Consider the following 18037-nt stretch of genomic DNA (forward strand, 5'->3'; position numbering starts at 1 on the left):
AATAGCGCCATGCTGAACGTTCTGTCCATCTGCATTGGCGCCAGCCTGGGGGCCTTGGCGCGCTGGCGTCTGGGGCTGTGGCTGTCCACGCCGGGCAGCCTGCTGCCCTGGGGCACGCTGGCGGCCAATCTGGTGGGCGGCTACCTCATTGGCGTGTGCGTGGCGGTATTCCAGGCCCTGCCACACCTGGACCCGGCCTGGCGTCTGGCACTGGCCACGGGCTTTCTGGGAGCGCTGACCACCTTCTCCAGCTTTTCGGCCGAGGTGGTAGCCATGCTGCAGCAGCAGCGCTACCTGCTGGCCTGCACCACGGTGGGCCTGCACCTGGCGGGTTCGCTGCTGATGACGGTGCTGGGACTGCACAGTGCTGCGTGGGCGCTGTCGGCGGCCGGCCGTTGACCCGCAAAGTACCCTGCTGCGCTCAAGCCCAGCGCAGTTGCAAAGGCAGGCGGGCAAAGCCAATGGCCGGGTAATGCGCAGGCTCTGGCGCCTGTGTGGTCGGTGCGAGTGAGGCCACCGCCGCCAGCAAGGCGCGCAGCGCCACACCCAATTCCATGCGCGAGAGCGCCGCACCAGGGCACACGTGGATGCCCGCGCCGTACAGCAGGTTGTCCTGCGGGTTGCGGCCCCAGCGGAATTCACCGGGCGCCTCGAACACGCGCGGGTCGCGGTTGGCCGATGTCCAGTGCAACGTGATGCGCCCCCCGGCCGGAATCTGGCGCCCCGCCACTTCCACCGGGCAGGTGGCCACACGCCGGTTGGTCACCAGCGGGCCATGCAGGCGGAGGATTTCGTCGATGGCTTCTGGCTGCCGGGCGGGCTCGGCGCGCAGGGTGGCCTGCAGGTCGGCATGCTCGGCCAGCCACTGGGCCAGGATGCCCACCGCAGCAGCAATGGTGCCGATCTCGCCCACCGTCCAGTTGCGCAGGATGCTGGCAATGGCATCGGCCCCCAGGGGCTGGCCCAGCACCGTGGCGTGCATGAGCGAGGCCGTCACATCCTGCTGCGGATCGGCGCCGCTGGCACGGCGCTCGTCCAGCATGCGCGCCACAATGCCCTCAAACTGCGCCGCCAGCGCATCGAGCGCGGGCCGATCCTGCGCCAGCGTGGCCGCGTGGCTGCGGGCCGACCATTCGGTCAACTCGGCCTCCAGATCCATGGGCCAGCCCATGAACGCGCACTGGATGCGCACAGCAAACGGCAGCGCAAAGGCAGCCACCCAATCCACCTCCCGCCGCCCTTGCAGCGCCTGCAACAGTTCTGCCGTGATGCGCTCGCACACGGGGCGAAAAGCCTCCACCCGTTCCTGCGTGAAGTAGGGCTCGATCAACGCACGGTACGCCGTGTGCTCGGGCGGATCCATGCCGTTGGGCACCGCCACATGGCGCGACACCACGTTGCTGAAACGCTCATGGTCTTGCAGGATGCGCAGCACATCCGCATGTCCCAACACGGACCAGTGCAGCATCTCGCTGTAGGCCGCACCGTGCTGGTCACGCAGGTGGTCGTAGGCAGCGATCTGGTCTTGCTGAACGGCGTCGCTGCGGGGGTTCCAATCGGGGGTGGGGGCTATGGTCATGGTGTGGGTGGGGTCTGCCGGAGGGTGCACACATTCGGTGACAAAGTATGACCCAATTCCCACTGCAGACGACACCGGTCCCTGCACTGGGATGAGGGACATGGCAGCGCACTCCCCCTCCATTCATCGCTATGTTTTTAATAGCTAATAGCGCATGGTGGAAGGGCGCTGCAAGGCATTTTGTGCCTAGAATGCCATCACCATCAACCACCAGACCGCTGGGCTGTAGAACCTACCCGTTGGCAGCCCCATAAGAAACACGGAGTCCCACCATGGAAGCGAACACCCAACTCAATGAACGCCGTCTGGCCGATGCCTGGGAAGAACTGCACGCCCACGCCAACAACGGCAACCCCTTGCTGGCCGATTCCAACCGCATGGCCTTTGCCGATCCGGAGTTTCTGTTCCGGCGCGAAACACGCGGCATCCGCTTTCAGTTGGAGATGCTCAAGCCCGACATCGGCCAGAGTGCCCAGGGCATAGAGAACACCATCGTCGTCTATGGCAGCGCACGCTTTCAGTCCCCAGAGGACGCCGCAAGCGCCCTGACGGCCGCCCAGGCCAGCGGCGATGCCGAGCGCGTGCGCCTGGCCGAACGTGCCGCGCGCAACGCCCGCTACTACGAGCAGGCTCGCCAGTTCGCCCGCCTGGTGGCGCGCTACAGCAACGCACAGGAACCCGCCAACCGCATCCACATCTGCACCGGCGGCGGCCCCGGCATCATGGAAGCCGCCAACCGAGGCGCGCACGACGAAGGCGCACCCAACATCGGCCTGAACATCACCCTGCCACACGAGCAAAGCGGCAACCGCTTCATCACGCCCACGCTGAGCTACAAGTTCCACTACTTCGCGCTGCGCAAGATGCACTTCATGATGCGTGCCAAGGCACTGGTGGCGTTTCCGGGTGGTTTTGGCACCCTGGACGAATTGTTCGAGGTGCTCACCCTCGTGCAAACCCGCAAAACCAAGCCAGTCCCGGTCATCCTGTTCGGCACCGAGTTCTGGAAGCGGCTGATCGACTTCGACTTCCTGGTGGAGCAAGGCACCATCTCCTCCGCAGACTTGGGCCTGTTCCAGTACACCGACGATCCGCAGGAGGCCTGGGATCGGATTCGGGGGTTCTATCAGCTCTGAGTCAACGGATGGGCGTGGTCGGGATGATGATGATAGGGCCGATAGGAATGATAGGAATGATGGGACGGATCGGCCGTATCGGTACAACCGGTGTTGTGGGTGTTGTGGGTGTCGTCGGATCCACGGGGCCCGTGGGAGTACCGGGCTGACGCCCTCCTCCTGGATTGGTAGGCACCACTGGAACACCCGGGGTTGTAGGGTCCGTCGGTTGCCTGCCTCCACCAGGATCGGTGGGGATCAATGGATCGCGCGGCACGACAGGATTGGGCTGTTGTGGAGTGGTGGGCAATGGGCGGTTCTCCAGCAACACCGCGCCATAGGTGCCATCCGGCAATATTTGCTCCCCCACTTGCAGAGACGCTCTCGGCAACGGCAACGGCAGCAGCGCCCGCGTATGGATGTACACAGGCAACTGATGCGCAGACAAAACGCGTACTGCTTCACGCGGTTTGACCTCGACACAGCCAGCCTCGGTGCACACATCGATGGTGTTGTGCTCGCCAGAGATCTCCACTTCACCCTCGGCATTCAGGTACACCTTGAAGGCCGTACCACGAATCCCCACCACTGCAGTGGGAGTTGTTACCTGGTAATTTTGTGGGTTGCGCTGGCCAATCTTTCCTGTCACGGCACGCAGCGCACCCTGCAAAAAGCGAACAGCCAAACGATCTTCACCGCCTCCCGCCTGAGCGCTGTCGCTGTACGCACCAATGGATATTTGCGACTGAGGATACAGCGCCATGATCCCGCCATCGGTGTAGCGAATCTGCGCCTGCCCGGCCGGCCCACTGCGCAGCACATCCCCAACCTGAACCTCTGCACCCTTGACCACGTCCTGTGCACGGCCACCGCGATCGAGCTGTACCTGCCCTGCCACAAACTGCACCTGCCCAGCCGCTGCAGCCAGGGCGCGGTGACCTGCCAAACCCAGCACAGCCACCAGCACCAAAACGATGGGGGCTCTGGGCATCAATCGCTTTTCCGCGGTCATGTCGTGTCTCCGGGTAGGGTCCAGCGCAAGCGGTCAGAATTCTCGGCGCACGGTGATGGAAACTTGTCTGCGTTGGTAGGCGAAGATGGGCACGGTGGAGTCCACATCCGTCCACTCCACCAAAGGTGTGACGCGCCACCCGGGTGCGGGAATCCACGACAACCCCAGAGCAAGCCTCCATTGCACGTCCCTGCGCTGGAGTGTAAAAAACGGATCCACCGACCCAAAACGCCGCCGCTCGGCATCCACATTGGCAAACGCGGCCCAACGCGGGTGCAGCATCCACTGCCCACCCAAACGAGCGCCCATCAAACGGTGCCCAAGGTCATCCACACCGTCTCGGCGCGGTGATTCCTCGCCTCCAAACACCCCCAGGTACAGGGTGCTGCCGCTGCGCAGCACCATCGCATGGCTCACGCCAGCCACGGTGCGGCGCACATCCCGCAGACGCTGACCGGGGTAACGCATCTCCAACGACTGGACGAATGCGCCCCACTGGCGCAGACCATCCAGCCGGTAGATCCATTCCCCCTGGATCCCCGCCGTGCCGCGCACCTGCCGACCATCGCGTGCCTCGTGCACACCGCGCGCACTCACAATCCATTCGTGCCGGTTGGAGCGCCAGGCCACGCCCAAGTGGCCGTCGGCATCGCTGGGTTCGAAGGCCTTCGCCGCGCTGCCGTAGTGGCGTGCAGCGAGGTATCCCCCCCCCACCACAGACCATTGGGGTGTGAGGTGATAGCGTCCTCGCAAGGTCAAGCCCAGCGCTACATAGCTTGCCGAGCGCTCCCAGGCGGCAGGATCAACGATCCAGGCGGGTACACCGGGAATCTGCGGTGCGCCCACGCTGCGATCCAACCCCGCGTTGACATTGGAATCATGCCCAAACCCCAGATCGAGGCTGCCATGCCACGAAGAACGTCCGCCATGGCCCGGTCGGTCGTACGAATACAGGTGCTGGTCGATGCTGCGCGCCGCATCCACCGCCATGCTGCGCTGGCGAACGGCTTCGGGCAAGGCTTGCAAGCCATGCCTGTCTCCCAGGATCTGCAACAAGCGCGCATGCGCATCCTGAGCCAGCAGGTTGTCGGGCTGAAGCAACAACACACGCTCCCAGGCAAGCAAGGCACGGGTGTAAAGCCCCGCAGCTTCGGCTGCGGATGCCAAGGCCTGGTCAAATGCGGTGTCTCCCGCACGCACCGCCTCCTGCGCATCCAGCAAAGAAAGAGCCTCCTGCGCTGCACCTTGTTGCTGCAGTGCATGGGCTTGGTCCAGCAACCCATCGGCCAGAGCCCCCCCGGCGGCCACCAGTGCCACACTGCCCAGCGCTGCGGCACGCAACGCGCACCACAGATTTTTCTTCCACTTGGTTTGCCTCATGCGGCCCCCTTTCGCAAGGACTTTGCCAATCTACTCCGATTGGGTCATTTCGCAAGCCCCCCATACCCTGCTGTTCAGCTGTTTTACGCACTGTGTGTCAACTCACGCAGGCGGCAGGGTTTCTGTGGATTCCTCCTTGGCCCTGTCCACCAGCGCCGCTGGCAAGGCCTTGGTCGGCTTGACGCCCAGTTCACGCAGCATCTCGGCCTGGCGGATCACGTTGCCGCGGTTCTGGCTCAGTTTTTTGTGGGCATTGGAGTAGGCGTCCTGGGCCTGGGTGAGGTTCTTGCCCACGCGCTCCAGGTCTTCGACAAAGCCTACCAGGCGGTCGTAGAGCTCGGCGCCACGCTGGGCGATTTCCTGCGCATTGCGGCTCTGCGCCTCCTGGCGCCAAAGGTGGGCCACGGTGCGCACCACGAACAGCAGTGTGGATGGGCTCACCAGCAGCACATTCCTGTTCCAGGCGTCGCTGTAGAGCTGGCTGTCGGACGTGACGGCGAGCATGAACGCGGGCTCGATGGGCACGAACATGAGCACGAAGTCGAGCGATTGCAGGCCGTAGAGCTGCTGGTAGTTGCGCTCGGACAGGCCCTTGATGTGCTGGCGCACCGATTCGAGGTGGCGGCGCTGCGCGGCGGCGCGCTGAGCCTCGTCATCGGCGCTGGCGTATTCCTCGTAGGCCAGCAGCGAAACCTTGGCGTCCACCACCAGGTGCCGGTCCTCGGGCAGATGGATGACCACGTCGGGCTGGGCGCGCGTGCCGTCGTCGCGCAGGTGGTTTTCCTGCACGTCGTATTCCACGCCCCGGCGCAGACCAGCGAGTTCCAGCACGCGCTCCAGGATCAGCTCACCCCAGTTGCCTTGCGCCTTGGTGGAGCCTTTGAGCGCCTGCGTGAGGTTCTTGGCATCCTCGCTCAGCACCTGGTTGAGCCCCATGAGCTGGTGCACCTGCTGGCTCAGGGCCGAGCGCTGCTTGCCCTCGGCGTCGTAGAACTGCTCGACCTTGCCCTGGAACTCCTGCAGGCGCATGCGCAGCGGGTCGAGCAGCAGGCCCAGGCTCTGCTGGTTCTGCTCGGCAAAGCGCTTGCCTTTTTCTTCGAGGATGTCGTTGGCCAGGCTTTTGAACTGGTGCGTGAGCGCCTCGCGCGCCTCGTTCAGGAGCTGGAGCTTTTCCTGGGCGGCGCGGCGTTCGGCGTCGAGTTGCATGGCCTGGGCGGCGAGCTGGCTTTGCAGGTCGGCCACCTGCTGGCGCGCGGCCTGCGTGAGCGCTGCCTGCTCATGGCACTGGGCTTCGAGCCCCGGCACGCGGGCGGCCCGCTCGGCGAGCTGGGCGCGCTCATCGCGCGCGGCATCCAGCGCCTCGCGCCAGCTGTCGGCCTGGGTACGCAGGTGCTGCAGCTCGGCCAGCAACCCGGCGCGTTCGGCCTCCAGCCCGCGTACGCGCTCCTGCGCGGTGGCGATCTGGGTGTTGGCCGTGGCCTGGGCTTCCATCAAGGCCTGGGCTCGGGCTTGCGCGACGGCCTGCTCCTGCTGCGCCTGGGCCTCGCGCCGGGCGCGGGCCGCACCCCAGAACCCACCCAGGCCCAGGGCGGCCAGAACCAGCAGAGCAGCGGCCAGCACGGCCAGGGTTTCAATGGTCACGGATTTGCTTCCAATTTGATAGCTGATGGCGCTTGCTATATGAGCGCCGGAGCCCATTTTCGCCTAAATTGATGGCGTGATGGTGCGCACTGCGGGTGTGTTCACGGGAGTCAGCGGCCCGCGCCCGTCGAAGAAGGCAATCAGGTTGTCTGCCGCCAGGTTGGCCATGGCCAGGCGCGTGCCGACGGTGGCGCTGGCGATGTGCGGCGTGAGCACCACATTGGGCACCTCCAACAGGCCCGGATGCACCTGGGGCTCGCCTTCGAACACATCCAGACCGGCTGCCGCGATACGCCGCTCGCGCAGCGCCTGGGCCAGCGCAGCGTCGTCAACGATACCCCCGCGAGCAATGTTCACCAGCGTGGCCGTGGGCTTCATCTGCGCCAGCTCCGCCGCGCCGATGGTGTGGTGCGAATCGGCCGTGTAGGGCAGCACCAGCACCACATGGTCGGCCGTGCGCAGCAGTTCTTCCTTGGCAACGTAGCGCGCCTTGCACTCGGCCTCCAGCGCCGGGTCCAGGCGCGTGCGGTTGTGGTAAACCACGTCCATGCCAAAGCCGTGGGCGCCACGCCGCGCAATGCCCTGCCCGATGCGGCCCATGCCAATGATGCCCAGGCGCGTGCCGTGCACCTCGGCACCCGCGAACATGTCGTAGCTCCACTTGTTCCAGCGGCCCGCGCGCAGGAAATGCTCGCTCTCTGTCACACGCCGCGCCGTGGCCATGAGCAGCGCAAAGCCGAAGTCGGCCGTGGTTTCGGTCAGCACGTCGGGCGTGTTGGTGCCCTGCACGCCGGCCGCCGTCATGGCGTCCACATCGAAGTTGTTGTAGCCCACGGCCATGTTGGCCACGATGCGCAACCGCGGGCAGGCAGCCAGAAGGCTGCGGTCGATGCGCTCGCTGCCGGTGGTAAGGGCTCCGTCCTTGTCCACCAGGCGTGCCGCCAATTCAGCCGGTGACCGGAGGACATCTTCCTGGTTGGACTCCACCTGGAAATGGAGCGAGAGGTGCTCGACCACTTCAGGAAAAACGGCACGGGCAATCAGGATGCGGGGCTTGGACATGGGCCGCCTTGCCTTCAGCGGAACCAGATGAAGGTGATAAGCACAAAGAGCGGCACCAGAATGGCCCCAGACCACAGCATGTAGCCAAAGAAGCTGGGCATGTTGACGCCACGGTCTTCTGCAATGGCCTTGACCATCAGATTGGGCGCATTGCCGATGTAGGTGTTGGCACCCATGAACACCGCGCCCGCAGAAATGGCCGCCAGCGTAGGGGCCAGCGTGGTCATCAGCACCGCAGGATCGCCCCCGGCCGTGTTGAAGAACACCAGATAGGTCGGCGCGTTGTCCAGAAACGAGGACAGCGCCCCCGTGGCCCAGAAGTACATGGCCGGGTCGGGCGAGCCATCGGGCCGCGTCACGGCGCTCACGATGGCGCCGAACGGCCCGTTCACACCGGCCTTGAGCATGGCAATCACCGGGATGATGGTCAGGAAAATGCCCGCAAACAGCTTGGCCACTTCCTGCATTGGGCCCCAGCCAAACTGGTTGCTTTCATGCACCGCCTTGGGCGTGAGCCAAAGCGACAGTAACGTCACCGCCACCAGACCGAGGTCGCGCACGATGCCGGGCAGGCCCACTTCCGTTCCCGCTATGTTGAACACCACCGAAGATTTCCAGAAGCCGCTCATCAGCACCAGCGCAACGACCACGCCCAGCAAGCCGAAGTTGTGCTTGCCCTCGAAGCCGATGCCCGGTGTATCGGGCGTGGGGTCACGCGGCAGCATTTCCTCGCGCTTGTGGTAGTACCACCAATCCATCGCATAAAAGATACCCAGCAGCGCGCCCAGCAGAAACAGGGTTTCCGGAAAGATATGCGAAAGCGTCCAGAAGAAGTCCACGCCCTTCAGGAACCCCAGGAACAGCGGAGGATCCCCCAGCGGCGTAAGGGAACCGCCCGCGTTGGACACGATGAAGATGAAGAACACCACCACATGGGCTTTGTGCTTGCGGTTGTCGTTGGCACGGATCAGAGGACGAATCAGCAGCATCGACGCCCCCGTCGTTCCCATGAAGCTGGCCAGCACTGCGCCAATGGCCAACAGCCCCGTGTTGAGCCCCGGGCTGCCATGCAGGTTGCCCTTGATGTAAATGCCGCCCGCCACAGTAAAAAGTGCCGTCAGCAGGATCACAAAGGGGATGTACTCCGCCAGGAGTGCATGCACCAGGCTTGCCCCCGCCAACCCGGGACCAAAGGCCACGGCAAAGGGAACCAGGAACAACAACGCCCATCCCGCAGCCACCTTGCCAAAATGGTGGTGCCAGAAGATGGGCGCCACCAGCGGCATGACGGCGATGGACAGCAGAATCCCGGCGAACGGAATGCCCCACCACAGAGGCAACGCACTGCCGTCAATATCCGCTGCCAGGGACAGCTCGGGAAGAATGCACAAAGCGGCCAGCAACAGCCCGCGAAAACGCAGCATGGGTTTGTCTCCCTCTTTTTGGAAATCTACAACGCGCCCTGCTCTGCATGGACGCTCTGCCGATCGAGACAGCAACTATGCCATCCCACACAGGCCTTTGGCAGTGTAGGAGAGACTTCGTACGTTGAACTGACGGGAACTTGAACGCAGCGGCGCAGCCTCACGCTCACACCACCAGCGGCTCCAGCACCTGGCGCAGAGCCTGAGGAACATGGACCGGGCGCCTGGTGTCCCGATCCACATACACATGAACGAAGTGCCCTGCCGCAGCACAATGCTCTTCCCGGGCGTCAAACAACCCCACCTCATACCGCACACTGGAAGTACCCATGTGCGCCACCCGAATGCCTGCATGCACATCCTGAGGAAAGGCCAGCGGAGCAAAATAATTGCACTGGGTCTCGATCACCAGGCCAATGGTTGACCCGGCGTGGATGTCGAGAGCCCCGTGCTCGATCAGGTAGGCATTCACCGCCGTATCGAACCAGCTGTAATACACCACGTTGTTCACGTGGCCATAGACGTCGTTGTCCATCCAACGGGTCGTGATGGTTCGAAAGACCGGAAATGCGCTGCGAGGTAAAGGCTTGGGACGTTGCGGTGCGTTCATGGGGCCGCATTCTGCGCGTGCAACGCGTGTAGCGCCAAGCCAGAACAGTCACCTCTGTGAAAGCGCACAAACGGCAACAGTTTGTAAGGTTTGACCACTATTTTGCTGCATCGCAACATTTTCACTTGATTTTCACAGATGCAGACCTACAATAAAGACCATGCTGCACTGCAACATGATTGGAACGCATGGACAGAGCAGACAAATCCTGAAACCCGAGGCCAACCACCTCACAGCAATGGAGATATCTCATGTCCCTGACGAACGAACAAATTCTGGCCGCCCACAAAGCCAACATGGAAACCCTTTTTGGTCTGACGACCAAGGCCTTTGAAGGCGTGGAAAAGCTGGTGGAACTCAACCTCACCGCCTCCCGCGCAGCCCTGAACGAAGCCGCCAGCCACACCCAGGCCGTGCTGAGCGTCAAGGACGTTCAGGAGCTGATGGCTCTGCAGGCCGGCCTGCTGCAGCCTCTGGCTGAAAAGACCGCGTCCTACAGCCGCCACCTGTACGACATCGCCTCGGGCACCGGCACCGAGTTCAGCAAGGTTGCCGAAGCCAAGGCCAGCGAAGCCCAGAAGAACTTCGCCAGCATGGTGGACGCCGCTGCCAAGAACGCCCCCGCTGGCTCCGAGACCGCCGTCGCCGTGATGAAGAGCGCCGTGTCCGCCGCCAACAATGCTTTTGATTCGGTGCAAAAAGCCGTCAAGCAGGCTACCGACGCCGCAGAAGCCAACTTCAACGCCATGGCCACCACGGCGGCCGACGCCGCCAAGACCGCCACGCCCCGCAAGCGCTAAGTCTGTGGTTTTGGAGCACACACTCTAGCCAAACTTCAGGGAATACCCTGATAATTGCGGCATCGGTTCTGCAAACACAGGACTCTCCAGTTGTCTCCTTGGATCCTCTCGAAACCCCCCGTTTCTTGGATCCTTTTAAAGCCCGGTTTCGACCGGGCTTTTTTTTTGCCCCGCTCAACCCCAACATCAGCCCGGCTCCGCCCTCGCAATCAATTGCGAATTGTTCGTGTTTGCTTTATGATCGGCATTTCCTGACATCCGCAGAAAGCCCCGATCCATGACCCGAAAATTCGCCCCCGCCTTGCTGGTTGGCGGTGTGCTTGCCATGACCCTGGGCGCCGCCTCGGCGCAAGAACAAGTCGTGAACCTCTACTCGGCGCGCCACTACTCGACCGACGAGGCGCTCTACAACGATTTCACCAAAGCCACGGGCATCCGCATCAACCGCGTGGACGCCGACGACGCAGGCATCCTCGCGCGCCTCAAGGCCGAAGGCTCGGCCTCGCCCGCCGATGTGATCCTGCTCGTGGATGCCGCGCGCCTGCACAAAGGGGAAGTGGACGGCCTGTTCAAACCCATCCAGTCCAAGGTGCTGAACGACGCCATTCCGGCCCACCTGCGCAGCCAGCCCGCAGCAGATGGAGGTATTTCCTGGTATGGCCTCTCCACCCGTGCCCGCGTGATTGTTTACAACAAGACCAAGGTGCAAAAAGACGATGTGGACACCTACGAAGAGCTGGGTGACCCCAAGAACAAGGGCAAGCTGTGCATCCGCTCGGGCTCGCACCCGTACAACCTGAGCCTGTTTGGCGCCGTGACCGAGCACCTGGGCGACGCCAAGGCCGAAGAATGGCTCAAGGGCGTGGTGTCCAATCTGGCACGCGCCCCCAAGGGGGGTGACACCGACCAGATCAAGGCGGTGGCGGCTGGCGAATGCGATGTCGCCGTGACCAACAGCTACTACCTGGCCCGTTTGCTGCGCTCCACCAAGCCGGAAGACACTGCCGTGATCAGCAAGGTGGGCGTGGTGTTTCCCAACCAGCAATCCTGGGGCACGCACATGAACATCGCCGGTGGTGCCGTGGCACGCCATGCGAAGAACCAGGAGAACGCGGTCAAATTCCTGGAATACCTGGCCAGTGCCTCTGCCCAGAACTACTTTGCCAACGGCAACAACGAGTGGCCAGCCGCCAAGGGTGTGGCGGTGGACAACCCGGCGCTCAAGTCCATGACCGGCGGCGCACCGTTCAAGAGCGAGACCATCCCGATCAGCGCCGTGGGCGCCAACACGGTGAAGGTGCAGCAAATGCTGGACCGCGTCGGCTTCAAGTAAGTCCCAGTTTCCCCGTGAAAACCCGGCCTGGCCGGGTTTTCATTTCTGGGGCATGCATCGGCGATAATTGACGTTTACGTTACGTCACTCATTGGAGCAGCACATGGACATCAAAGGCAAGGTATTCATCGTCACGGGCGGGGCTTCCGGTCTGGGTGAAGGCACGGCACGCATGCTGGCAGCACAGGGTGGCAAGGTGGTCATCGCCGACATGCAGGCCGACAAGGGCGAGGCCGTGGCCAAGGAAATTGGTGGCGCCTTCGTGCGCTGCGATGTCAGCAGCGAAGCCGACGGCCAGGCCGCGGTGGCTCAGGCAGTCTCGATGGGCAAGCTCATGGGCCTGGTCAACTGCGCAGGCATTGCACCGGCCGAGAAAACCGTGGGCAAAAACGGCGCCCACGCACTGGCATTGTTCAGCAAGACCATCACCGTCAACCTCATCGGCAGCTTCAACATGATCCGCCTGGCCGCCGAGGCCATGTGCAAGAACGAGCCGGAGGCCACCGGTGAGCGCGGAGTGCTGATTTCCACCGCCAGCGTCGCTGCCTACGACGGCCAGATCGGCCAGGCCGCCTACAGCGCCTCCAAGGGTGGCGTGGTGGGCATGACCCTGCCCATCGCCCGCGACCTGGCACGCAACGGCATCCGCAACATGACCATTGCACCGGGCATCTTTGGCACGCCCATGCTCTTTGGCATGCCCAAGGAAGTGCAGGACGCCCTGGCCGCTGGGGTGCCCTTCCCCAGCCGCCTGGGTACGCCGCAGGACTACGCCAAGCTGGTTCAGCACATCTTTGAAAACGACATGCTCAACGGCGAAGTGATCCGTCTGGACGGGGCCATCCGCCTGGCGCCGCGCTGAGCGCTCCCCTGCCCAAGGGCCGCGCAAGCCACTCAGGGCTGGCGCGGCCAGCGCTCTCCATCAACAAACCCTTGAGCACGCGGGCGCCTCGGGCGCGAGCGATGTCCGCGTCTCCGGCGTCTGTTTGGATCATCAAATCCGCTCAGCGGACCCAGTCCGGAAAATAGCCCAAGCCGTCCTGCACCACACTGTCGTGTGCCGGAATCACCACCAGTCCCGGCTCCGCATGCATCAGCGCGCGCACCTTGGCCAGGCTGGCCTGCGTCTGCTGCGCATCGCCGTCCACCAGCTTGCCTGCCACCCAGAATTTGGCCGCGCCCTGACGCAGTGCGGCCACGGTCCAGGCCACATCACCGATGAAGAAATACTGCCTCCCGGAATCCACGGTGACGAAAAGCCCCAATGAGCCCGGCGTGTGCCCCGGCATGGGGACCAGCACCACCGTGCCGTCCTGATAGACGTCCAGACTTTCCGCGTAGCCCTTGTATGGCGTCTGCTGAAACACCAAGGGCTCCCACTGGATGGAGTCCGCTCCAATTTGCGACGCCCAGGTGCCCCCAGGCCCCGTGCTGGGTTTGCGTACCAATTCCAGTTCAGCGGCAGCAACCCCCACCCGCGCCTGCGGGAAGTCCAGCACCCCGCCAGCATGGTCCCAGTGGCTGTGGCTCAGAATCACGCGCTGCGGAAGCGCCATGCCCGCCTTGTCCAATTGCGCACGCGCACTGACCACCGGCTTGTCGTACTTGAAGAACAAGCGCCACCACATCGGCATACCCTGCTGGTACTGATCGTCGATCTGGTTGCCCATGCCGGTGTCGAACAGCAGGTAGTCATCATGGTGCTTGATCAGGAAGGCCGAGAAATTCGAGTCCACCTGTTGGGTGACGCTGCCGCCCGGCACCAGCAACGCCTGGGCCACGGCCACCTGGGATGTTTTGATGATCGCAAAGCCCACCTTTGGAAGACTGTCGGACTGCGGCGGCGCCGTCTGGGCGTGCAACAAAGCCACCGGAAGGGTCGCTAGAAAGAAAGCAAAGAAGCAGGTGCGAAGAAGCAGCATGGTGGGTCCTGTAGAGCAAGGGAGCCGAGCGTAAAGCTTGGTCTATGCTCCAATGTCAAGCACCCATTGCACGGCCTTGTCTGCCCCCACCACCATGAACATCAGTCAGCTCGCTAAAGCGGTCGGGGTCTCCACCGATACCGTGCGTTACTACGAGAAGCAAGGCCTCATCAGCGCACCTCAGCGCCAGGCCAATGGCTATCGCCGCTACACCGACACCCATGTCGATCTGGTGCGCTTTGTGCGGGGCGCACAGGCGCTGGGGTTCTCGCTGGCAGAGATACGGGCCATCTTGCCGCAAGTGGTGCAAGGCACGTTGGGCCGCACCGAGATCGAGCAGCAGCTCAAGGCCAAGATGGCGCAGATCGATGCGCACATGGCGCAGCTCAAGACCTTGAAGAAGGAGTTGGCGGCCACCTTCAGCGCGCTGCGCTGCGCCCCCCACCAGCCAGTGGCCGCAGCCCATGCAACGGCACCGGACAGTGGCAGCGGCGCGGGAGTCGCAGTGGCGCGGCGTGCATTTGCCAAGCGCCAGCCGCAGTCCACTTGATGTGCAGGCCTGGCATGCCGACACAGCGAGCCATGCGCATAAAAATGCCGCGCAGTCCCTGCGGAACCTGCGCGGCGCACTATTGAATTGATAGCAATTCAGCGCTACCCGGATGTCACTTCCTCACCTATCCGGGGCTTTTGGGTACAAAGCCTCCACCTGATGCGGCACGGTCGGCAGCGCAGCGCCAGCCTGCGGCTCCGACGCTGCCGTACCCCACTCCTCCCAGTCATCCCCAAACAACTCCGCCGGGTGCTGCGTACGGTCTGAGCCGTTGCCGCAGCGCATGTCGTTGGCGGGGCAATACAGATCGCAGCCCCAGCAGATGCGCTCGGGGTGTGCCGGGGCCTTGGGGAACTTCTTGGCGGCCATGGCTGCGTCTGTATTGCCGTGGATGTTGGCAAGGGGCTATTTGCGCGCTGGCGGCACGTCGGTGCAGCTGCCGTGTGCCACTTCCGCCGCCATGCCAATGCTCTCGCCCAGCGTGGGGTGGGGATGGATGGTCTTGCCGATGTCCACGGCGTCGGCACCCATCTCGATGGCCAGGGCGATCTCGCCGATCATGTCGCCCGCGTGGGTACCGACGATGCCACCGCCCAGGATCTTGCCGTGGCCGTGCGCCTCGGGGCTGTCGTCGAACAGCAGCTTGGTGAAGCCTTCGTCACGCCCGTTGGCAATGGCACGGCCCGAGGCGGCCCAGGGGAACAGGCCCTTCTTGACCTTGATGCCCTGCTGCTTGGCCTGGTCCTCGGTCAGGCCCACCCAGGCCACTTCGGGGTCGGTGTAGGCCACGCTGGGGATCACGCGGGCGTTGAAGGCGGCGCTGGCCAGCTCCTTGTTGCCCTGCAATTCGCCGGCGATGACTTCTGCCGCCACATGCGCCTCGTGCACCGCCTTGTGCGCCAGCATGGGCTGGCCCACGATGTCGCCAATGGCGAAGATGTGCGGCACATTGGTGCGCATCTGGATGTCCACGTTGATGAAGCCACGGTCCGTCACCGCCACACCGGCCTTGTCGGCAGCGATCTTCTTGCCGTTGGGCGTGCGGCCCACGGCCTGCAGCACGAGGTCGTAGGTGCCTTCGCTCTTGGTACCGTCCAGGCCCTCGAACTGCACCTGGATGCCTTCGGGCGTGGCCTGGGCGCCCACGGTCTTGGTCTTGAGCCGGATGTTGTCGAAGCGGTGCTTGTTCATCTTCTCCCAGACCTTGACGAGGTCGCGGTCCGCACCCTGCATCAGGCCGTCCATCATCTCGACCACGTCCAGGCGTGCGCCCAGCGTGCTGTACACCGTGCCCATTTCCAGGCCGATGATGCCGCCGCCGACAATGAGCATCTTTTGCGGCACGCCCTGCAGGGCCAGTGCGCCGGTGGAGTCCACCACGCGCGGGTCGTCGGGCATGAAGGGCAGGCGCACGGCCTGGCTGCCTGCGGCGATGATGGCCTTCTTGAACGCCACCACCTTTTTGCTGCCGGTCTTGTCCTGGCCGGTGCCGGTGGTTTCTTCCACCTCGAGGTGATTGGCGCCGACGAAGGCACCGTAGCCGCGCACGATGGTGACCTTGCGCATCTTGGCCATCTGGCCCAGGCCGCCGGTGAGCTTGGCGATGACCTTTTCCTTGTGGCCACGCAAGTTGTCCACATTGACCTGGGGCGCGCCAAAATCGACACCCGCTGCCGAGAGGTGCGCCACTTCATCCATCACCGCCGCCACATGCAGCAGAGCCTTGCTGGGAATGCAGCCCACGTTCAGGCACACGCCACCGAGCTGGGCATAGCGCTCCACCAGCACCACCTTCAGGCCCAGGTCGGCCGCGCGGAACGCGGCGCTGTAGCCGCCGGGGCCGCCGCCCAGCACCAGCACGTCGCAGTCCAGATCGGTCGAGCCGGTGTAGCTGGATGCTTCGATATTGATAGCTGCTTGCGCAGATTCTACGGGCGCTGCGGCCTCATTTGGCTTGGATACTGGCGCCGCAGGCGCAGACGCGGCTCCCTCACCGGCCACTTCCAGCGACAGCAGCACGCTGCCCTCTGCAACCTTGTCGCCGAGCTGAACCTTGAGCTCCTTGACCACGCCCGCGTGGCTGGAGGGAATCTCCATGGAGGCCTTGTCGGACTCCACGGTGACCAGGCTCTGCTCGGCGCGGATGGTGTCACCCACCTTCACGAGCACCTCGATCACGCCCACTTCGTCGAAGTCGCCGATGTCGGGGACCTTGATATCAATCACTGCCATGTCCAGGCTCCTTTCACAGCAGGATGCGGCGGTAGTCCGCCAGCAGTTGGCCCAGGTAGGCATTGAAGCGCGCAGCGGAGGCGCCGTCGATCACGCGGTGGTCGTACGACAGCGACAGCGGCAGCGTCAGGCGCGGCACGAACTGCTTGCCATCCCACACGGGCTTCATCTGGCCCTTGGACAGGCCCAGGATGGCCACTTCCGGCGCGTTGATGATGGGCGTGAAATGCGTGCCGCCAATGCCGCCCAGCGAGCTGATGGAGAAGCAGCCGCCCTGCATGTCGGCCGCGCCCAGCTTGCCGTCGCGGGCCTTCTTGGCCAGCTCGGCCATCTCGGCGCTGATCTGCAGGATGCCCTTCTGGTCGGCGTCGCGCAGCACAGGCACCACCAGGCCGTTGGGCGTGTCGGCGGCAAAGCCGATGTGGAAGTACTGCTTGTACACCAGGGTGTCGCCATCGAGGCTGGTGTTGAACTCCGGGAACTTCTTGAGCGCCGCAACCACCGCCTTGATGACGAAGGCCAGCATGGTGACCTTGACGCCGCTCTTTTCGTTCTCCTTGTTGGTGGAGACGCGGAAGGCTTCCAGCTCGGTGATGTCGGCCTCGTCGTTGTTGGTGACGTGCGGAATCATCACCCAGTTGCGTGCCAGGTTGGCGCCGCTGATCTTCTTGATGCGCGAGAGGTCCTTGCGCTCCACCGGGCCAAACTTGGTGAAGTCCACCTTGGGCCAGGGCAGCAGGTCCAGGCCCACACCCGTGCCACCACCGGCCGGGGCCTTGGCGGCCTGGGCCTTGGTCTGCACGCTGCCTGCCATCACCCGCTGGGTGAAGGCCTGCACGTCCTCGTGCGAAATGCGGCCCTTGGGGCCGGTACCCTGGACTTCGGCCAGCGGCACGCCCAGCTCGCGCGCAAACTTGCGCACCGAGGGGCTGGCGTGCGGCAGGCCGCCGGTGGGCGTACCAGGCTGGTGCGCAGGCGCAGCCACCGCCGGTGCGGCCGCAGCGGGTGCCGGGGGCATTGCGGCGGCAGGGGCAGCCACCACAACCGCGGGCGCTTCTGTTTTGATAGCTGCTGGCGCTTGTTCTGCGGGCGCTGCAGCCGTTTTTTGCTCAAATGCCTGGGCGGGTGCGCCTGCGGCGTCGAGCACCAGCACCACCGAGCCCTGCTTGACCTTGTCGCCCACCTGCACGCGCAGTTCCTTCACCACGCCGGCGTGGCTCGATGGGATCTCCATCGACGCCTTGTCCGACTCGACCGTGATGAGCGATTGCTCGGCCTTGACCGTGTCGCCCGCCTTGACGAGCAACTCGATCACGCCCACTTCGTCGAAATCCCCGATGTCCGGGACCAGGATGTCCATCAGTGCCATGTTTG

General features: G+C 64.0%; 17 protein-coding genes. 6 read left to right on the top strand and 11 right to left on the bottom strand.

The features are described 5' to 3' along the window. The first annotated feature begins 9 nt into the window (after window positions 1–9). The gene (crcB, locus tag GWK50_RS10190) at window positions 10–399 is read left to right on the top strand and encodes a fluoride efflux transporter CrcB (protein ID WP_162016403.1); all 390 of its coding nucleotides are present in this window, start codon (window positions 10–12) and stop codon (window positions 397–399) included. 22 nt (window positions 400–421) lie between these two features. On the opposite strand, the gene GWK50_RS10195 is transcribed toward crcB, so the two are convergent. Continuing rightward, entirely contained in the window at window positions 422–1579 is a 1158-nt protein-coding gene (locus GWK50_RS10195; protein ID WP_162016404.1) for a cytochrome P450, read from the bottom strand. A 272-nt stretch (window positions 1580–1851) separates the two neighbouring features. Here GWK50_RS10195 and GWK50_RS10200 point away from each other — a divergent pair, with 272 nt between their 5' ends. Continuing rightward, a complete protein-coding gene (locus GWK50_RS10200) occupies window positions 1852–2715 on the top strand; it encodes a TIGR00730 family Rossman fold protein (RefSeq protein ID WP_162016405.1) in 864 nt (287 codons plus the stop codon). Between the two features lies 1 nt (window position 2716). Here the strand turns inward: GWK50_RS10200 and GWK50_RS10205 are convergent, their stop codons facing one another. The 6 genes from GWK50_RS10205 to GWK50_RS10230 form a co-directional block, all read right to left on the bottom strand. Beyond that, window positions 2717–3706: a FecR family protein gene (locus tag GWK50_RS10205; RefSeq protein WP_162016406.1), complete on the bottom strand. Its 990-nt coding sequence runs from the start codon at window positions 3704–3706 to the stop codon at window positions 2717–2719. A 33-nt stretch (window positions 3707–3739) separates the two neighbouring features. Continuing rightward, window positions 3740–5086, bottom strand: coding sequence for a surface lipoprotein assembly modifier (locus GWK50_RS10210; protein ID WP_162016407.1), 1347 nt, complete (start codon window positions 5084–5086; stop codon window positions 3740–3742). Between the two features lie 102 nt (window positions 5087–5188). After that, the gene (rmuC, locus tag GWK50_RS10215; protein ID WP_162016408.1) at window positions 5189–6727 is read right to left on the bottom strand and encodes a DNA recombination protein RmuC; all 1539 of its coding nucleotides are present in this window, start codon (window positions 6725–6727) and stop codon (window positions 5189–5191) included. Between the two features lie 63 nt (window positions 6728–6790). Next, window positions 6791–7789 carry a D-glycerate dehydrogenase gene (locus tag GWK50_RS10220; protein WP_162016409.1) on the bottom strand — a complete coding sequence of 333 codons (999 nt, stop codon included), beginning with the start codon at window positions 7787–7789 and terminating at the stop codon, window positions 6791–6793. 14 nt (window positions 7790–7803) lie between these two features. Next, window positions 7804–9213 carry a sodium:proton antiporter gene (locus tag GWK50_RS10225; protein WP_162016410.1) on the bottom strand — a complete coding sequence of 470 codons (1410 nt, stop codon included), beginning with the start codon at window positions 9211–9213 and terminating at the stop codon, window positions 7804–7806. 166 nt (window positions 9214–9379) lie between these two features. Further along, window positions 9380–9823: a thioesterase family protein gene (locus tag GWK50_RS10230; RefSeq protein ID WP_162016411.1), complete on the bottom strand. Its 444-nt coding sequence runs from the start codon at window positions 9821–9823 to the stop codon at window positions 9380–9382. A 251-nt stretch (window positions 9824–10074) separates the two neighbouring features. Between GWK50_RS10230 and GWK50_RS10235 the strand changes: the two genes are divergently transcribed. The 3 genes from GWK50_RS10235 (at window position 10075) to GWK50_RS10245 (ending at window position 12818) form a co-directional block, all read left to right on the top strand. Next, window positions 10075–10623 (top strand): phasin family protein, encoded by a 549-nt coding sequence (locus GWK50_RS10235; RefSeq protein WP_162016412.1) that lies wholly within the window; start codon window positions 10075–10077, stop codon window positions 10621–10623. A 325-nt stretch (window positions 10624–10948) separates the two neighbouring features. Further along, window positions 10949–11956 carry an extracellular solute-binding protein gene (locus tag GWK50_RS10240; protein WP_242455474.1) on the top strand — a complete coding sequence of 336 codons (1008 nt, stop codon included), beginning with the start codon at window positions 10949–10951 and terminating at the stop codon, window positions 11954–11956. Window positions 11957–12059: 103 nt separating this feature from the next. Beyond that, complete coding sequence (locus GWK50_RS10245; protein ID WP_162016414.1) at window positions 12060–12818, top strand: 3-hydroxyacyl-CoA dehydrogenase; 759 nt, start codon at window positions 12060–12062, stop codon at window positions 12816–12818. A gap of 142 nt (window positions 12819–12960) precedes the next feature. Here the strand turns inward: GWK50_RS10245 and GWK50_RS10250 are convergent, their stop codons facing one another. Next, on the bottom strand, window positions 12961–13878 hold the full coding sequence (locus GWK50_RS10250) for an MBL fold metallo-hydrolase (RefSeq protein ID WP_162016415.1): 918 nt from the start codon (window positions 13876–13878) through the stop codon (window positions 12961–12963). 94 nt (window positions 13879–13972) lie between these two features. Here GWK50_RS10250 and GWK50_RS10255 point away from each other — a divergent pair, with 94 nt between their 5' ends. Then, window positions 13973–14428: a heavy metal-responsive transcriptional regulator gene (locus GWK50_RS10255; protein WP_162016416.1), complete on the top strand. Its 456-nt coding sequence runs from the start codon at window positions 13973–13975 to the stop codon at window positions 14426–14428. 123 nt (window positions 14429–14551) lie between these two features. Here the strand turns inward: GWK50_RS10255 and GWK50_RS10260 are convergent, their stop codons facing one another. From GWK50_RS10260 to aceF, 3 genes are read right to left on the bottom strand one after another with little or no spacing between them, the layout of a single operon-like run. Continuing rightward, complete coding sequence (locus GWK50_RS10260) at window positions 14552–14800, bottom strand: DUF3079 domain-containing protein (protein WP_162016417.1); 249 nt, start codon at window positions 14798–14800, stop codon at window positions 14552–14554. 36 nt (window positions 14801–14836) lie between these two features. Next, window positions 14837–16663, bottom strand: coding sequence for a dihydrolipoyl dehydrogenase (lpdA, locus tag GWK50_RS10265; protein WP_162016418.1), 1827 nt, complete (start codon window positions 16661–16663; stop codon window positions 14837–14839). A 13-nt stretch (window positions 16664–16676) separates the two neighbouring features. Next, on the bottom strand, window positions 16677–18032 hold the full coding sequence (aceF, locus tag GWK50_RS10270) for a dihydrolipoyllysine-residue acetyltransferase (protein WP_162016419.1): 1356 nt from the start codon (window positions 18030–18032) through the stop codon (window positions 16677–16679). Window positions 18033–18037: the final 5 nt, after the last annotated feature.

Source organism: Acidovorax sp. 210-6 (genome assembly GCF_010020825.1).
Lineage (GTDB): Bacteria > Pseudomonadota > Gammaproteobacteria > Burkholderiales > Burkholderiaceae_C > Simplicispira > Simplicispira sedimenti.